This window comes from Undibacterium sp. Di26W (genome assembly GCF_049340265.1).
Taxonomy (GTDB): Bacteria; Pseudomonadota; Gammaproteobacteria; order Burkholderiales; family Burkholderiaceae_D; genus Undibacterium.
This window is the reverse complement of record NZ_JBMPOR010000015.1, coordinates 60,253-75,291: the sequence shown is the minus strand read 5'-3', so window position 1 is coordinate 75,291 and position 15,039 is coordinate 60,253. Positions and strand designations below refer to the sequence as shown.

Genomic DNA, 15,039 nt, shown 5'->3' with positions numbered 1-15,039 from the left:
AACAAAACAGATATGGCATAGTATGGATACAGGGTTCGTATTTTCTGCATGGCAAGGTAATCAAGCTAAAACGCCATGCATCCGACCGAAGCTTATGTCACTGTTACAAACACATACCGGATTTTCTCTTCCCCAGAGTCTGATATGTTGAATCTTGAAAAATATTTTTTCTCATTTTGTAGCAAACGAAGTTCTTTCTGGGAGGTACACGATGAATTTGCGTCACTTGCGCATAGGAACCCGACTCGCCGTCGGTTTTGGCGTCATACTCGCCACCCTTATTCTCATCCTGGTCATCGACAGTATCTTCAGTGCCAGTAACCGCAAGGAAATGGTCGCTGGCCTGGAACTCTCACACGCAAAAATCGAGCTGGCCGCCAGCATGAAAAGCAGCATGCTGGAAAGCGGTATAGCGATCCGCAATATCGGCCTGCAAAGTGAGATTGGTGAAATCGACAAGCAAAAAGCTATTTCAAAAAAACAACAAAGCCGCTTTACCGAGGCACGTGACAAACTGATCGCCCTTGGCCTGAACGATGAAGAGAAAAAAATCCTGGATGCCGTTTCAGAAATGGATAAGGAAATCGACGTTCCCACCAAGGAAGCCCTGAAAATGTTGCTGGCATTCAACGGTGAAGAAGCCGTCAAGGTGATTGCCACCAAAGTTGACCCATTGCAACAAAAAGCCTTGCTGGAAATCAATAAACTGGTTGATCTGCAAAACAAGGCTGCCTCAGAACTGTCCATCATTGCCGAAAGCAAGGGCAAACAACTGACAAGCACCCTGTTTGCGATTGGTGCGGTGATTTTATTGACCGGCGCAGGCTTCTCGGTATTTTTGACACGCAGCATCACCACGCCACTGCGTGAAGCCGTCGTCATCGCCAAACGGGTGGCGGCCGGAGAACTGTCTTTCCGCGAAACCACTGACGGTACCGACGAAATCAGTGAATTGCTGAATGCCCTGAAAGAAATGAATGACAACCTGCACCATATCGTCAGCGAAGTTCGTCAGGGTACCGATGCCATCGCGATTGCTGCAGTTGAAATCTCCACCGGTAATGCCGACCTGTCTTCCCGCACGGAAACCCAGGCCGGTGCACTGGAAGAAACCGCCAGCTCCATGGAAGAAATCACCGCCACCGTCAGGCACAATGCAGACAATGTCAGGCAGGCGAATGGCCTGGTGAGCTCTGCTTCCAACTTCGCCATCAAGGGTGGTGAAGAAGTCGGCAAGGTGGTCCACACCATGAATTCCATCAAGGAAAGCTCGCGCAAGATTGTCGATATCATCAGTGTGATTGACGGTATTGCCTTCCAGACCAATATTCTGGCCCTGAACGCAGCAGTAGAAGCCGCGCGCGCCGGCGAACAGGGGCGCGGCTTTGCCGTGGTGGCATCCGAGGTCAGAAACCTGGCACAGCGCAGCGCCAGTGCCGCCAAAGAAATCAAGACCCTGATCAGCGATTCGGTAGAAAAAGTCGATACTGGTGGCAAACTGGTGGATGCTGCTGGCAAAACCATGAATGAGATCGTCGCCTCGGTCAAGCATGTGGCCGATATCATGACCGAAATCAGTGCAGCGGGCCAGGAACAGACTTCGGGCATAGAAGAAGTCAATCGTGCCATCACCCAGATGGATGAAATGACACAGCAAAACGCAGCCCTGGTGGAACAGGCAGCCGCAGCGGCTGAGAGTATGGAAGAACAAGCCAATAATCTGGCACACGCTGTCACTGCCTTCAAGCTTGATGCGGCCAGCAATCATATCCGTCGCGCACAGCCGGCCAAGGCCAGCATAAGCTCAGCGGAAAATGAAAATACAGATTCCAACTTGATTATGGCAACTGCTGGTAAACTAGTCCGCGTATTAGGTTTCAATAAAAGTTAAGCGAGAGATAGAAACAGACCCTCGCTTCGGGTCTTTTCTATCTAGAAATGAATATGAACAAGTCGGAAGCATTAAAAAGCATCGTTGAACAGGCGAGTAAAGGTGATTTGGTTTTTCCGACCAATGTCAACGCATCACTCAAGATACAACAAGCCCTGGATGACCCGGACTGCGGCATAGAAACTGCGGCAAAACTGGTCATGACTGAACCACTGATGTCTGCCCGCGTGGTGGCCATCGCCAATTCCGTCGCGTACAACCGCTTTGGTGGCGGCGTCACGAATATCCGCACGGCCATCACCATACTTGGTTTCAATACCCTGCGTTCTGTCACGGCAGCCGTTGTCATGCGGCAATTAAGTGCCGCCGTATCCAACCCTGGCATCCGCGTCAAAATGGATGCCTTGTGGCGTCACTCCGCCTATGTGGCTGCGCTGGCCCACCTGATTGCCCGCAAAGTCAGCAAGGTGGATGCCGAGACCGCCCTGTTTGCTGGCATCGTGCATGAGGTCGGTGGTTTTTACCTGCTGTCGCGCGCCCAGGAATTCCCATCCTTGCTGGAAATCGACATCGCGCCAGCATCGCCGGATGCCCTGGCCGAAACCGATGAAACCTACATCGGCCGTGCCGTCCTGAATAAACTGCTAGTGCCCAAACGCGTGGTCTCAGCCGTCGAAGCGCTGTGGTATGGCATGCGTGTCATGCCACCAGAAACCCTGGGCGATACCCTGTTGCTGGCCAATGAACTGGCCGCCGTGCCCTCCCCACTGGACCCACGCTCACCGGAAAGCATACGCCAGTCCGCCTCCGAAATTGATTTCGCCGTGGGCGAAGGCACCCTGCTTTCCATCCTCTCTGAATCGGCAGAAGATGTCGAATCCCTGACCGCGACCCTAATCAATTAGCCATCAAATTAGCCATCAAATTGCTGCGCACTCCCAAGCCCTTGTTTGTGAGACTTGTGTGTGCGACAACAGACTTCACGAAAATTCGGCATAATAGCTGCGCATCCATCTGTAGCAGCAGGCGTGCTGTCACCTGCTGAACTCCACCCCATTCAAAGGAAAAACCATGCAATTGAAAAACTTGCTTCGTTCCGGCTTGTTCAGTTCTTCCCTCCTGGCGGGCATAGCCGTGTTTGGCATACCTGCCATCAGTGCCCAGGCCGCCGCCCCGATGGCAAAAACCAATGCTCCCGGTTTTTACCGCAGCATGCTCGGTGATTTTGAAATCACAGTCTTGTCCGACGGTGCAGTGCCACTGCCGGTCGAAAAGCTGCTGACCAATACCACGCCAGAAAAAGTCGGCAAGGCACTCGCCAAATACCATCAACAAAGCCCGCTGGTTACTTCTTTCAATGCTTTCCTCATCAATACCGGCAGCAAGCTGATTTTGATCGATACTGGTGCTGGTGCCTTCTTTGGACCGACGGTCGGCAAATTACAGGCAAACCTGAAAGCATCCGGTTACCTGCCTGAGCAGATTGATGAAATTTACATCACCCACATGCATACCGACCACATCGGTGGCCTGGTGGATGGGGATAAGGCAGTTTTTCCGAATGCCATCGTACGCATAGACCAGCATGACACCGATTTCTGGTTAAGCCAGGAAAACCTGGACAAAGCCAAAGCCGATGCCAAAGGCAGTTTTGAAAAAGCCATCGCCATCCTGAAGCCCTATGTACAGGCAGGCAAGCTGAAGCCATTTGAAGGCAATACGGAACTGGCACCAGGTATCCAAGCGGTAGCCGCGCACGGACATACCCCTGGCCACAGCACCTACAAAATCGAAAGCAAGGGCCAGACCCTGATGTTGTGGGGCGACCTGATGCACGTCGCTGCAGTCCAGTTTGACGACCCCACTGTCACCATACAGTTTGACAGTGACAGCAAGGCCGCGTATGCACAAAGGCAAAAAGCCTATGCAGATGCAGCGCAACAAGGCTATCTGGTCGGTGCCGCCCACCTGGCCTTTCCTGCCTTGGGATATGTGCGCAAAGAAGGCAAAGCCTATGCCTGGACACCACTGAACTATGCACCGCTGCCATAAGCAATTGTCACCTGCCTGATTGACAGTACCCGGCAAATCGGACACAGTGCACACTCTGTCCTTTGCCGGGTTTGAGAACGCATCTCGCTCCTTTTGATGAAATGAGTTCTACATGACTCCTGAATATCAGAATGCCGTCACATCAGCGCCCTTGATCACAGATGACTTTGACCTGCGCCACCTGCCCGCCGATTTTTATCAGAATCCCTATCCCTACTACCACGCCCTGCGTGAACAAACCCCGGTGCGCAAGATGCCCGATGGTTCTTACCTGCTAACACGCTATGCCGACCTGGTGCACGTGTATAAAGACGCCAGGACCTTCAGCTCGGACAAGAAGCTGGAATTCAAACCGCGCTTTGGTGATTCGCTGCTGTACCAACATCATACCAACAGCCTGGTCTTTAATGACCCGCCACTGCACACGCGGGTGCGTCGCCTCATCATGGGTGGCCTGACACCTGCCGCCATGGCCGATACCGAACCCGGCCTGATCAAACTGGTAGATGGCTTGCTGGACCAGATGGCAAGCAAAAGCGAAGTTGATCTGATCAGCGATTTTGCATCCGCCATACCGGTCGAGATCATCGGTAATTTGCTGGCAGTGCCGCATGCTGAACGTGAACCCCTACGTGCCTGGTCACTGGCGATCCTGGGTGCACTGGAACCCGCCATCTCGCCAGAATTTTTTTCCTATGCCAATCTATGTGTCGCTGAATTTTTAACTTATCTGAAACAACTGGTGGCACAGCGCCGGCTGCACCCGGGTGACCCCAAAACCGATATGCTGACACGCCTGATAGAAGGTGAAGCCAATGGTGAAAAACTGACTGAAACCGAACTCTTGCAAAATTGTATTTTCTTGCTGAATGCCGGACATGAAACCACCACCAACCTGATAGGCAATGGCCTGGTCGCCTTGCAGGAATGGCCCGATCAAAAAGCCCGCCTGATCGGCCAGCCGGAAATGATCAACAGCGCCATCGAAGAATTTTTGCGTTTTGAAAGTTCCAACCAGTTAGGCAATCGCATGACGACGGTGGATACGCAAATCGGCGACACCAATATTGCCGCTGGCAGCCGCATCAGCCTGTGCATAGCTGCGGCCAACCGTGACCCTTTGCAATTCCCTGATCCTGACCAACTCGACCTCAGCCGCAGCCCGAATCGCCACCTGGCTTTTGCTTCCGGCATACATCAATGTGCCGGCATGTTTTTGGCGCGGCTGGAAGGCAGGGTGGCCATTGCCCGCCTGCTGGCTCGCTTCCCGAATTATGCATTGAGCGCCACACCCGTCAGAGGTGGGCGCGCACGCTTTCGCGGCTTTTTATCTGTGCCTTGCAAGTTGTAAAATGACTATCGCAGCAAAACTCACAACAAAACTCACAACAAAAATACGGAGACAACATGAAAACAAAAACCACACTCAAAAAGACTGTGCTGGCACTTGCGGCAACGCTGCTCTGCAGCAGCTTTGGCGCACAGGCACAAATCAGGATAGGCGTGACCATTTCATCGACGGGACCAGCGGCCTCGCTGGGTATACCCGAAAAAAATGCGATTGCCATGCTGCCCAAAGAAATCGCTGGCAAGAAAGTCGAATACATCGTCCTTGACGATGCCTCTGACACCACGCAAACCGTGACCAATACCCGCAAGCTGATCTCGGAAGAAAAAGTCGATGCCATCATCGGTTCCACCACAACACCGAATTCGCTCGCCATGCTGGGTGTCATCGGCGAAGGCAAGACACCCGCCATCAGCCTGGCATCCAGCAACCGCATCATCGAACCCATGGACGCCAATCGTGCCTGGATGTTCAAGACCCCGCAGACCGATACCATGATGGCGATCGCCATTGCCGAAGACATGAGCAAGAAGGGCATCAAGACCATGGGCTTCATCGGTTTTTCTGATGCGCTGGGCGAAGCCTTCCTGGTCGAAGTGACGAAATATGCCGAACTGAAAAAGATCCGGGTGGTGGCCACAGAACGCTACAGCCGCAATGACAATAGCGTCGTCGGCCAGGTCTTGAAACTGATCTCCAGCAACCCGGATGCCATCGTCGTCGGTGCCTCTGGCACGCCTGCCGCCCTGCCACCTAAAACCCTGGCCGAACGCGGCTACAAGGGCCGCATCTATCATAACCACGGCGTCGCCAACAGCGACTTCCTGCGCGTCTGCGGTAAAGACTGCGATGCCACCTACCTGCCTACCGGCCCGGTCATGGTGGCCAGGCAACTGGCCGACAGCAGCCCCGTTAAAAAAGCCGCACTGGATTTTTCCAACAAATTTGAAGCCACCTATGGCGCAGGCAGCCTGGCCGCCTTCGCCTCTTACGCCTGGGATGCCGGTTTGCTGCTGCAACAGGCCATCCCCGTGGCCTTGAAGAAAGCCGCCCCCGGCACTGCCGAATTCCGCGCCGCCTTGCGTGACGCCCTCGAAGCCACCCAGGGTCTGGCCACCACCAATGGTGTCGTCAACATGAGCAAGACCGACCACCTGGGCCTGGACCAGAGAGCGCGCGTAATGGTGCAGATCAAAGCTGGCAAATGGGTGTATCAAGCTGAATAAGGCTTAGCAAGCAAGAACAGAATACCGTGCACTGCGCAACCATGCTGACTCATCTATAAGAAGTCTCTATGAAAACTGTTTTGACTATGCTGGCGCTGCTGGTCAGCTTCAGCTTCGCCACCCCGGCACAGGCCGCCGACACCTTCGATATCGCCATCACCGTGGACGACTTGCCGGCACACGGCAAGCTACCGCCTGGGATGACCAGGTCTGGCATTGCCGCATCGCATATCAAGACCTTCAAGGCACACGGCGTGCCGGAAGCCTTTGGCTTTGTGAATGCCGCTGGACTAGCTAATGATGCAGACAACGCGGCTGTGCTTGATAGCTGGCGGCAGGCTGGCTACCCACTGGGCAACCACACCTACAGTCACATGAACCTGGACCAGGCAAGCACACTGGAAGCCTGGCAGGCCGATGTGATCGCCGGCGAACCCGCGGTCGCAAGCAGGATGGAAGGGGTGTTCTGGCGTTACCTGCGCTTCCCCTACCTGTCCGTCGGTAGCGCCCGGCGCGACGATGCCTTCGCCTTCCTGCGCGATCGCGGCTATAAAATCGCCGACGTCAGCATCGGCTTCAGCGACTGGGACTATACCGATGCCTATGCACGCTGCGTAGGCAAGAATGATGTCGCCAGCATAGAGCGTATAAAAGCCCATTACCTGCAAGACGTCGATAGCGGCATCGCCAACATGAAAGAGAATTCCCGGCGCGTGTTCGGCCGCGTCATCCCGCAAGTGCTGCTAACCCATATCGGCGGCTGGAGCGCTGTCACGCTGCCCGACGTACTGACCCGGCTGGAAGCCGCCGGTGCCCGTTACGTGACACTGGCCCGGGCCCAGGCCGACCCCGCCTACGCGGAACCAGGCGGCGGCAGCCTGATCAGCCGCAGCGCGTGGAAAAACAATATCAAGCTTGTCGCCGATACATCCGGCGAGCCGGCGCTGGATCTCAAATCCATCTGCAAATAGACAGGCTATCAGGCACGCTATGCTGTTGATGATATTTTCATCAACACCAGCCCGGCTACGATAAGTACAGCAGCACAGACACGCGTGAAATTCAGTTGCTCACCCAAAAACGCAATGCCAGCGATGAACGTGCCAATGGCACCGATGCCGGTCCAGATGGTGTACGCCGTACCCAGCGGGAGGCTGCGCATCGACAGTGCCAGCAAGACAAAACTGACGATCATGCCAACGATAGTCACTGCAGAGGGAAGTAATTTTGTGAAGCCATCCGATTGCTTCATAGCGAAAGCCCAGACGACTTCAAAGAGCCCGGCAACGACCAATAATATCCAAGCCATGATGGCTCTCCTTGCAAAGAGCCGGGCCGTCCCGGACATTCATTCCCAAAGTGGGGAAGGTCGTTCCTTCTGGTGAAATCTGGATAGGTCAATACACCCTGATCCGATACGTAAACTACACCACCCTCAATAATGCGGCGGCCTTTCATCCACCACCGCAGTCCTCTGGCTGGCAGCCACGGCCACTTCACGCAGGCGAGCTGCCATCGCGGTACACAGTGCCTCCAGTTCATCAATTTTCTTTTGCTGTCTGTAGACCTGGGTATTCAGGGTATCGACCAGATCATCCTGACGTGTCAGGCGTATCTCCAGGTCGATCAATCGTTCTTCGGTTGCGGTGTGTGTCATGGCGCGGTTTTCCTTCAAAGTAGGCAGACAGTATGCCATACCAGTCTGGTATTATAGTGGACTGGTATGCTCCCCGCATGAGCCAACAAGGGGAAGTGGTATGCCCAGATAGACAACAGACCAAAAACCTGTTGACCCATGTCACCTGTGCTTGCATGCTATCGTCATGAATACAACACTCCGCCTCCTCACCTCACCCATGCTTCGCGGCCTGCTGGGCATGCTGATGTTGTGCGCCAGCGTCCAGGCAGCCGAAGTTAAAAAGCCGGCTGCAAAACCTGTCGTCATCGCTTATTACCTGCTGGAAAAAGACCAGATCAACAGCTATGCCGATGGCAAGATTGAATTTCCGGTATCTGCCATCACGCCAGAAAAGGCGCGCATGCTGACGCATATCAATTACTCTTTCCTGAATCTCAGCGAAGAAGGACAATGCACGCTGGAACAGGGCACCAATCCACAAATGGCGCGCAAGGTCTTTGATGAATTACAGGGCCTGAAAAAACACAATGCCGATTTACGCATCCTGTTTTCCATCGGTGGCTGGTCATACACCAATGATGACAGTGAAACGGTGGGGCGCTACCGCATTGCTGCTGCCAGCAGCAAGGCCAGGAAAAAAATGGCACAGTCCTGTATCGCCTTCATGCGTGAATATGGTTTCGATGGCATAGACATAGACTGGGAATATCCACGTGCAGAAGACAGCGCCAATTTTGTGGAATTGCTCAAGGAAATCCGCCAGCAACTGAAGCAGGAGAAGCGTACCGGCAAACCCGCGTATCAATTGACCATCGCTGCTGCCGGCGGTGCCTTCAATATGGCGCGCACCTACCAGTATTTGCCGCAGATCGCTGCCCAGCTCGATTACATCAATCTGATGACCTATGATTTGAATGGCCCGTGGGAACAACAAACCAATCACAATGCCCACCTGTATGGCAATGCCGGCGAACATATGTTTGAAAACCCCTTGCGCGAATTGCCCTTCAAACCGGCACCCGGCAAGAAAGTGCTGGAACAAGGCTTTTCCTCACCATTTGCACTGACCGTGGATGCGGCTGTCCAGCAGTACCTGCATGCCGGCGTACCTGCTGCTAAACTGGTGCTGGGCTTGCCATTCTATGGCCGCGCCTTCTTCCAGGTCGGGCCGGACCAGCAAGGCTTGCATCAGCCCCATGCGACCCCATCCGGTGACGAGTATGTTGGCGACCCTGGCTTGCTGATAGGCTGCGACGCCTGCACCGCGCGCAAAGACCCACGCATAGCCAGTTATGCCGAGATCAAGAAGCTGCTGTCATCCACATTGGGATACCGAAGCTATTTCGGTGCTGACACCAAAGTGCCGTGGATATATAACGCCGACAAGAAAATCTTCATCAGCTACGACAATGAAGAATCCTTTGCCTACAAAGTCACTTACCTGAAAAAATACGGGCTGGCCGGGGCCATGTTCTGGCATTTGGGACAGGACGATGAACAGGGCAGTCTCTTGCGTAGTTTATACCAGCACCTGAATCCCGAAACCAGCCTGCAGGGTGGAGTGCGGTATATTTCAAAATAGCTGGAAGAATCAGATTACAACCAAAAAAACACTTCCCTCTGGATTAAGTATTTGAAAATATAATTTTCAGAACCCTGTTTCCGAACTGACGTTTGCACAATCCAATACTATTTTCTTTATATTTTATTCCACGGATCTGTCTTGATTTTTTTTGTCAGGCACAGCCGTAAAGTCCAGTTCGAGCGGTTCGCTTGAAAGTTTGAGAACCGGACTGACTCTTTTTCCCTAACCACAAGTCATATCCCCAAACTTCATTACCGGTCCAACTGACAATAATATCCAATAAACCATCACCGTTCAAATCACCTGCCCATACCGGCGTATATTGATAGTCGGGTGAACCCCCAAGATTTTTCGGTAGGGATATATTTTTTTGTTTCATAAAACTGCTGCCACCGTCATCAAGCGATGATGTCAGTTTCACTACTCCATCAAAGATATAAAATTCACCAATACCACCCCACTCTAGCCAATTCCATGACTTACCAGCAAAACTGATTTTTCGCTCCGAATAAAATTTCGCGCTGTGCGGCAACAGTCGAATGGAGGCAGGCACAACGGTACCAACATTGACGCCGGCATTAGCTTCTATAAAAAATAGCGCCTTGCCAGAACGGGGTATCAATTTCCCAGATTTCAGAAATCTGGTTTCAACTATTTTGGGTGACAAAGAATCAACCAATGCATACCAGTCGGCATTAGCTTCTATAAAATATTGCGCCTTGTCAGAACGGGGCATCAATTTCTCAGATTTTAGAGATCTGGTTTCAACTATTTTGGGTGACGAAGAGTCAACCAATGCATACCATTTCTTGCTTCGATCAGCCTGATAATCGTAAACGGCCTCTTCTGGCTTTTCTGAACAACCCATTACTGCGCCTGGTGCAAATATTTTTGCCCCAAAACAGACCGTGTGAGTAAAAACCATACTTGCCGCAGCAACGATATAACGCCATTGTTTTTTCATGATGACATCATACCGTACATAAAAATTCTTGGACAAACCTTGCTGCATCTTGGTGCTTGTCAGAAATATCCCGAGTATCACTATTCGTGTTCGTATGCGGTACGGACCGTTCTCTATACCCTATTTCGACCTGGCAGCAATCCGGAACCCTACCGAATGATAAGCACCCGCTGCGCTGCGTCCTTCACCGCGCCCGGTGGATTTGCCACTGTTTGAAGTCGCGTACCATGAGCCACCCTTGACCACGTTAACACTGGTACCTGCCTCAGCACCGTTGGATGCCAGGTTCAGGGTGTTGGTCCATTCATAGGCATTCCCGGCCATGTCATAACAACCGCACCAGCTTTTGCCGCCTTCATAGGTACCTGCCGGGGTGGTATATCCACCATACAGGTTCACCAGCGCGCGGAATTGATCGGTGTTGGCAAAATCTGCCCAGGTGCTATTTGCCGACGAATCATATTGCCAGCCGGTGACGCCACCGCTGGTACTCATGCTCAAGACTTTGCTCAGCAAGGCCGTGTCATTCGTCAACGCCGTACTGCCATCATTGAGTGTCGTCACCACGCTGTCGTTGTAGTAACTGACGGTGGCAAAGGCGCTTGAATTCAACACATACTGGCTGCAGACCGCATTGCAGTTATACACCGTCGACAAGGCACCGGTACTGCTGTTGTAGGTGATGTTGGCATTGGCACCCCAGGGGAAACTGTAACTCGTATTATTACCCAGCGCAGCGTATTCCCATTCCCCTTCGGTAGGCACATAGAAATGATAGCCGGGTATCTGGGTTTCCAGCCATGCGCAGTAAGCATTTGCTGCCGTCAGCGACACAAACAATACTGGATGCTGTTCCTTGCCTGCCGGGTAGCTGCCGCCATACCAGTATTGGCCAGCGGTCTTCGCCGTGCTGGGATAATAGCTGCTGCCCTGGGCATTGCAGAATGCCTTCCAGTTGGCATTGCTGACCAGATATTTCCCCATCAGGTAAGGCCTGAGTATGGCAATGCTGCTGGTGTCGCTCATCACGCCGGTCACCGGGTCAGTGGTCGAACTGGTGGTGGACGTGTGAAAGTTATAGGCAACCGTGCCGGCCGCAATCACGGTGACAAATTCGGCCAAGGTAGGCAGGCTGGCCGTCGTGCTGGTGCCCGCCGTACGCCAGCTCCAGGGATCGGTTGTGATGCTGGATGTGCTGGTTGAGCCGGTGGTGGTACCTGTCGTAGTACCAGTGGTAGTACCCGTTGTTGTGCCGGTCGTGGTGCCAGTGGTTGTGCCCGTCGTGGTGCTTGAAGTAGCGGCAGCGCTGCTGGCCGAACCACCGCCACAGGCAGTCAGCAATTCAGCCGGGGTCAGCATGCCCAGGGCCATCCATAGCAAGCGGCGACGTGATTCCATGGCGGTCGATGTGCGAGAAACTGCTAGTGGTTTGTGCATGTTTTTTCCCCTTCGTGCTTATCGTTTTTTTACCCAGTAGTCATGCAGACGGCGCGCAAAAAACAGCGCAACATGAACTGGAATTGGATGTAAATACTATCCCTTTGTAAAACCGCGGCGGCGGGATTTACCCAGATTTACATATGTTACGGCAAGCAAAAGAGCAAAAGGCCAGGCTAACCCCTGTTTACGATCTGTAGCGAGCGAACGTGCGTGTATCAGCGGGGTCAGGGTAACAAAATCGCAGCGAAAAAAGCGGAATGTACTCTAAGACCATGCGCATTTTGAGCAGCGCATGCGCCCCGCGTGGACTAAGATTGCGCCCGCGCTTAAGATCGTAAACAGGTGCTAAGGTAGAGAGCTATCGACCTCTTTCAGGAATTTATCCACTGCAGCCGTATAGGCATTCTCCAGCCCCAGGTTTTTATTGATATCGGCGTGGCTCAGGCCTTGCGGCAGCGTCTGGGCCAGCATGCCCAGGGATTTGGCCTTGCTGACAAAGGCTTCAGCCTGCAAGCAGGGTTTGTCCGGTCTTTGTGAAGAACAGACGGCCAGGAAAGGCGCAGCGGCTTGCTTCAGCAACAGGCTGGGTGAAACTGCTTGCCAATAGGCAGGGTCGCTGCCAAAGGCGTCGTCATAAAAGCGGTAATGCTTTTGTTCCATGATCTGCTTGATGTTATAGGCAGCACTATCGAGGGAAATCGTGGCCAGCCAGGGACCGGCACCCGCTTTGCTGGCAATTGCAGGATTACTGGCCAGCACCGATACCAGATGCGCTCCGGCAGAATGCCCCATGAGAATGAATTTGCTGCGGCTGCCACCCCATTCTGCTGCCCGCCCCTGCGCCATGGCCAGGGCGCGGGCCACATCATCGGCCTGTTCCAGCGGCTTGGTATCTGGCAGCATGCGGTAATTGATGGCGATAAACACATAGGCTTTCGGCAACCAGTGCGCCGCCTTGTTTTCAACCACCCCGCGTGCAGTCTTGTTGCCCACCTTCCAGGCACCACCATGCACCATCACTATGACCGGCATGCCCGGGTGAGCAATCACTGCGGCTGGCAGGTACACATCCACTGTCTGCCGCTGGTCGCTGCCATAGGCAATATCACGCAGGACCCGGGTGCCCGGTGGCAAGCCAGCAACACTGGTGTTTGTTGTATCGGCGTCACTCATCTCATTCTGGCCACCGTCAGACTTGGCATTCTGGGCGACTTTCTGTTCTTGTTTCTCTTGCCGCCGCTCCATGATTTTGTCACGCAGGCTAGCAGCTGCGGCAGGCACAGCGCTGAGACCCATGGCGGCGTAAACCGCCATTAACAGCAGCTTTTTCTGATGATGGGTAAATACCTTGAGAAATAAGGGCATTTTTGGAACTCCCTGAATATTCAGACTGACATGGAAGGATGAAAAGCTTAATCTTATGGAAGATGCCAAAGTTTGTCCCTGTTGCGTATGCAACAAAATGTATGTAAACACATGAATGTTTACCAAAAGAAACATGTAAGATAGATGCCGCAGTCCCATATACAGGCACACACATATAAGCACACGGTCGGCACCACGCCCGGATAGGAGAATTTCAGACATGTTCAAGCCCTGCCTCTTGGCCAAGGAAAGTCACCGCGCTATCGCCCGCGGTCAGGAGCTTGCATCATGCTAGGGCTGGCTATGGTCAAACGCCTGTTTGGCCTGACAGCGGGTTCTGGCAGGGTACCTGGCAAGGGCGAAGCCCGGCATGCCGGAGCGTTTGCCTTAGGCGCTGCGGCCAGGATGGACGCTGCCGCAGAAGACGCCCTCGATGATCTGGACTGGAAACCGGCATTTGATGTCGATTCGCGCTTTTTTCCGTGGCTGCTGGGTGAATACGGCAAGCAATTCGGACACGAGCTGGAAAAACCCCTCCTGATGTCGCTGGAAAGAGTATGCCAGTCTGAATTTGCCGGTTCCAGCCTGATCCCACGTGTGCCCAGTGTCTTGCCGCAATTACTGAAAAGCCTGCGCGATGAAAATGTGTCCGGTGATGAACTGGCCAGGCATATTGCCAAAGACGTGTCGCTGGTCGCCGAACTGATCACCGAAGTCAACAGTTCCTATTACAGCCCCAGCGACAAGATCAGCAGTCTCGACAATGCGATACGCCTGCTGGGCATCAATGGCCTGCGCATGCTGGTGGCACGCTCGGCTTTCCGGCCACTGATACAACTGCAGTCTGGCCTGTTGACCAAACACGTGGCCCCGGCTGTCTGGCAGCAATCCGAGTATTGTGCACTGGCCTGCCGCCTGCTGGCGCAGGAAAGACAGCTGGATAGTTTTCACGCCTATCTGGCCGGCTTGCTGCAAAATGTGGGCTTGATCATTGCCTTTCGCACCATGGACCAAAGCATGAAGTATCAGCGCATGCCACTGTCCACAGAATTCAGACTACGCTTTTTGCACATGGCACAATCGCTGTCTTTCCGCATGGCCCAGCAATGGGATTTCCCCGATGCCGTGGTGGCAGCCCTGCAAGCGCAGACCAATGCCGACAGCACCTGCCTGCGAGGCCTGGGCCTGGTCGTCAGACAGGCGAGCGACCTCAGCAAGATACGCCTGCTGGTGAATAATGGCGTCGTCAACCAGCAAGACAAGGAATTGCAATGGGCGGCCGCCAGCCACATACAAGGCTGTTTTGCAGCATTGCGATTGCAGCAGCGAGATGACGGGACTGCGTGACAAGACTGCACGACGGCGCGACTTGAATTTCGCAAACCCATTTTCAAAACAAATATCTCCGTTATCCCCGTTTACCGGCATCGAAGAACTTTGTTTTAAAAACGGGCCACTACATCACAAAAACAGCGCGGGTCCGGTTCGGCTCATCTGCATCATGCAGCACATCTTTCCAGTACAGGAAA

The 15,039-nt window shown here is 53.5% G+C and carries 13 protein-coding genes; 8 read left to right on the top strand and 5 right to left on the bottom strand.

The features are described from left to right. Positions 1 to 211 precede the first annotated feature (211 nt). The 6 genes from ACO0LM_RS17575 to ACO0LM_RS17550 all read left to right on the top strand — a co-directional run bounded on the left by ACO0LM_RS17575 (position 212) and on the right by ACO0LM_RS17550 (position 7,488). The gene (locus ACO0LM_RS17575; RefSeq protein WP_423038537.1) at positions 212 to 1,891 is read left to right on the top strand and encodes a methyl-accepting chemotaxis protein; all 1,680 of its coding nucleotides are present in this window, start codon (positions 212 to 214) and stop codon (positions 1,889 to 1,891) included. 53 nt (positions 1,892 to 1,944) lie between these two features. Next, positions 1,945 to 2,796, top strand: coding sequence for an HDOD domain-containing protein (locus tag ACO0LM_RS17570; RefSeq protein WP_423038536.1), 852 nt, complete (start codon positions 1,945 to 1,947; stop codon positions 2,794 to 2,796). A gap of 166 nt (positions 2,797 to 2,962) precedes the next feature. After that, a complete protein-coding gene (locus tag ACO0LM_RS17565; RefSeq protein WP_423038535.1) occupies positions 2,963 to 3,943 on the top strand; it encodes an MBL fold metallo-hydrolase in 981 nt (326 codons plus the stop codon). 112 nt (positions 3,944 to 4,055) lie between these two features. Further along, positions 4,056 to 5,294, top strand: coding sequence for a cytochrome P450 (locus ACO0LM_RS17560; RefSeq protein WP_423038534.1), 1,239 nt, complete (start codon positions 4,056 to 4,058; stop codon positions 5,292 to 5,294). 56 nt (positions 5,295 to 5,350) lie between these two features. After that, positions 5,351 to 6,517, top strand: coding sequence for an ABC transporter substrate-binding protein (locus ACO0LM_RS17555; RefSeq protein ID WP_423038533.1), 1,167 nt, complete (start codon positions 5,351 to 5,353; stop codon positions 6,515 to 6,517). Positions 6,518 to 6,585: 68 nt separating this feature from the next. Next, positions 6,586 to 7,488, top strand: coding sequence for a polysaccharide deacetylase family protein (locus ACO0LM_RS17550; protein WP_423038532.1), 903 nt, complete (start codon positions 6,586 to 6,588; stop codon positions 7,486 to 7,488). 17 nt (positions 7,489 to 7,505) lie between these two features. On the opposite strand, the gene ACO0LM_RS17545 is transcribed toward ACO0LM_RS17550, so the two are convergent. Both ACO0LM_RS17545 and ACO0LM_RS17540 read right to left on the bottom strand, forming a co-directional pair. Continuing rightward, a complete protein-coding gene (locus tag ACO0LM_RS17545) occupies positions 7,506 to 7,826 on the bottom strand; it encodes a DMT family transporter (RefSeq protein WP_423038531.1) in 321 nt (106 codons plus the stop codon). Between the two features lie 126 nt (positions 7,827 to 7,952). After that, positions 7,953 to 8,174 carry a SlyX family protein gene (locus ACO0LM_RS17540; RefSeq protein ID WP_422990495.1) on the bottom strand — a complete coding sequence of 74 codons (222 nt, stop codon included), beginning with the start codon at positions 8,172 to 8,174 and terminating at the stop codon, positions 7,953 to 7,955. A 166-nt stretch (positions 8,175 to 8,340) separates the two neighbouring features. On the opposite strand from ACO0LM_RS17540, the gene ACO0LM_RS17535 reads away from it, so the two are divergent. Beyond that, complete coding sequence (locus tag ACO0LM_RS17535) at positions 8,341 to 9,738, top strand: glycoside hydrolase family 18 protein (RefSeq protein WP_423038530.1); 1,398 nt, start codon at positions 8,341 to 8,343, stop codon at positions 9,736 to 9,738. Between the two features lie 154 nt (positions 9,739 to 9,892). Here the strand turns inward: ACO0LM_RS17535 and ACO0LM_RS17530 are convergent, their stop codons facing one another. From ACO0LM_RS17530 to ACO0LM_RS17520, 3 genes are all read right to left on the bottom strand, one after another. Further along, positions 9,893 to 10,705 carry a hypothetical protein gene (locus tag ACO0LM_RS17530; RefSeq protein ID WP_423038529.1) on the bottom strand — a complete coding sequence of 271 codons (813 nt, stop codon included), beginning with the start codon at positions 10,703 to 10,705 and terminating at the stop codon, positions 9,893 to 9,895. Between the two features lie 120 nt (positions 10,706 to 10,825). After that, on the bottom strand, positions 10,826 to 12,142 hold the full coding sequence (locus tag ACO0LM_RS17525) for a formylglycine-generating enzyme family protein (RefSeq protein ID WP_423038528.1): 1,317 nt from the start codon (positions 12,140 to 12,142) through the stop codon (positions 10,826 to 10,828). A 348-nt stretch (positions 12,143 to 12,490) separates the two neighbouring features. Continuing rightward, the gene (locus ACO0LM_RS17520; RefSeq protein WP_423038527.1) at positions 12,491 to 13,510 is read right to left on the bottom strand and encodes an alpha/beta hydrolase; all 1,020 of its coding nucleotides are present in this window, start codon (positions 13,508 to 13,510) and stop codon (positions 12,491 to 12,493) included. A gap of 288 nt (positions 13,511 to 13,798) precedes the next feature. Between ACO0LM_RS17520 and ACO0LM_RS17515 the strand changes: the two genes are divergently transcribed. Then, a complete protein-coding gene (locus ACO0LM_RS17515) occupies positions 13,799 to 14,857 on the top strand; it encodes an HDOD domain-containing protein (protein ID WP_423038526.1) in 1,059 nt (352 codons plus the stop codon). The last annotated feature ends 182 nt before the right edge of the window (positions 14,858 to 15,039 follow it).

Excerpts from the sequence above, each read along its gene's own strand:
- ACO0LM_RS17575 (WP_423038537.1), top strand. The coding sequence starts at position 212 with ATGAATTTGCGTCACTTGCGCATAGGAACCCGACTCGCCGTCGGTTTT.
- ACO0LM_RS17570 (WP_423038536.1), top strand. The coding sequence starts at position 1,945 with ATGAACAAGTCGGAAGCATTAAAAAGCATCGTTGAACAGGCGAGTAAA.
- ACO0LM_RS17565 (WP_423038535.1), top strand. The coding sequence starts at position 2,963 with ATGCAATTGAAAAACTTGCTTCGTTCCGGCTTGTTCAGTTCTTCCCTC.
- ACO0LM_RS17560 (WP_423038534.1), top strand. The coding sequence starts at position 4,056 with ATGACTCCTGAATATCAGAATGCCGTCACATCAGCGCCCTTGATCACA.
- ACO0LM_RS17555 (WP_423038533.1), top strand. The coding sequence starts at position 5,351 with ATGAAAACAAAAACCACACTCAAAAAGACTGTGCTGGCACTTGCGGCA.
- ACO0LM_RS17550 (WP_423038532.1), top strand. The coding sequence starts at position 6,586 with ATGAAAACTGTTTTGACTATGCTGGCGCTGCTGGTCAGCTTCAGCTTC.
- ACO0LM_RS17545 (WP_423038531.1), bottom strand. The coding sequence starts at position 7,826 with ATGGCTTGGATATTATTGGTCGTTGCCGGGCTCTTTGAAGTCGTCTGG.
- ACO0LM_RS17540 (WP_422990495.1), bottom strand. The coding sequence starts at position 8,174 with ATGACACACACCGCAACCGAAGAACGATTGATCGACCTGGAGATACGC.
- ACO0LM_RS17535 (WP_423038530.1), top strand. The coding sequence starts at position 8,341 with ATGAATACAACACTCCGCCTCCTCACCTCACCCATGCTTCGCGGCCTG.
- ACO0LM_RS17530 (WP_423038529.1), bottom strand. The coding sequence starts at position 10,705 with ATGAAAAAACAATGGCGTTATATCGTTGCTGCGGCAAGTATGGTTTTT.
- ACO0LM_RS17525 (WP_423038528.1), bottom strand. The coding sequence starts at position 12,142 with ATGCACAAACCACTAGCAGTTTCTCGCACATCGACCGCCATGGAATCA.
- ACO0LM_RS17520 (WP_423038527.1), bottom strand. The coding sequence starts at position 13,510 with ATGCCCTTATTTCTCAAGGTATTTACCCATCATCAGAAAAAGCTGCTG.
- ACO0LM_RS17515 (WP_423038526.1), top strand. The coding sequence starts at position 13,799 with ATGCTAGGGCTGGCTATGGTCAAACGCCTGTTTGGCCTGACAGCGGGT.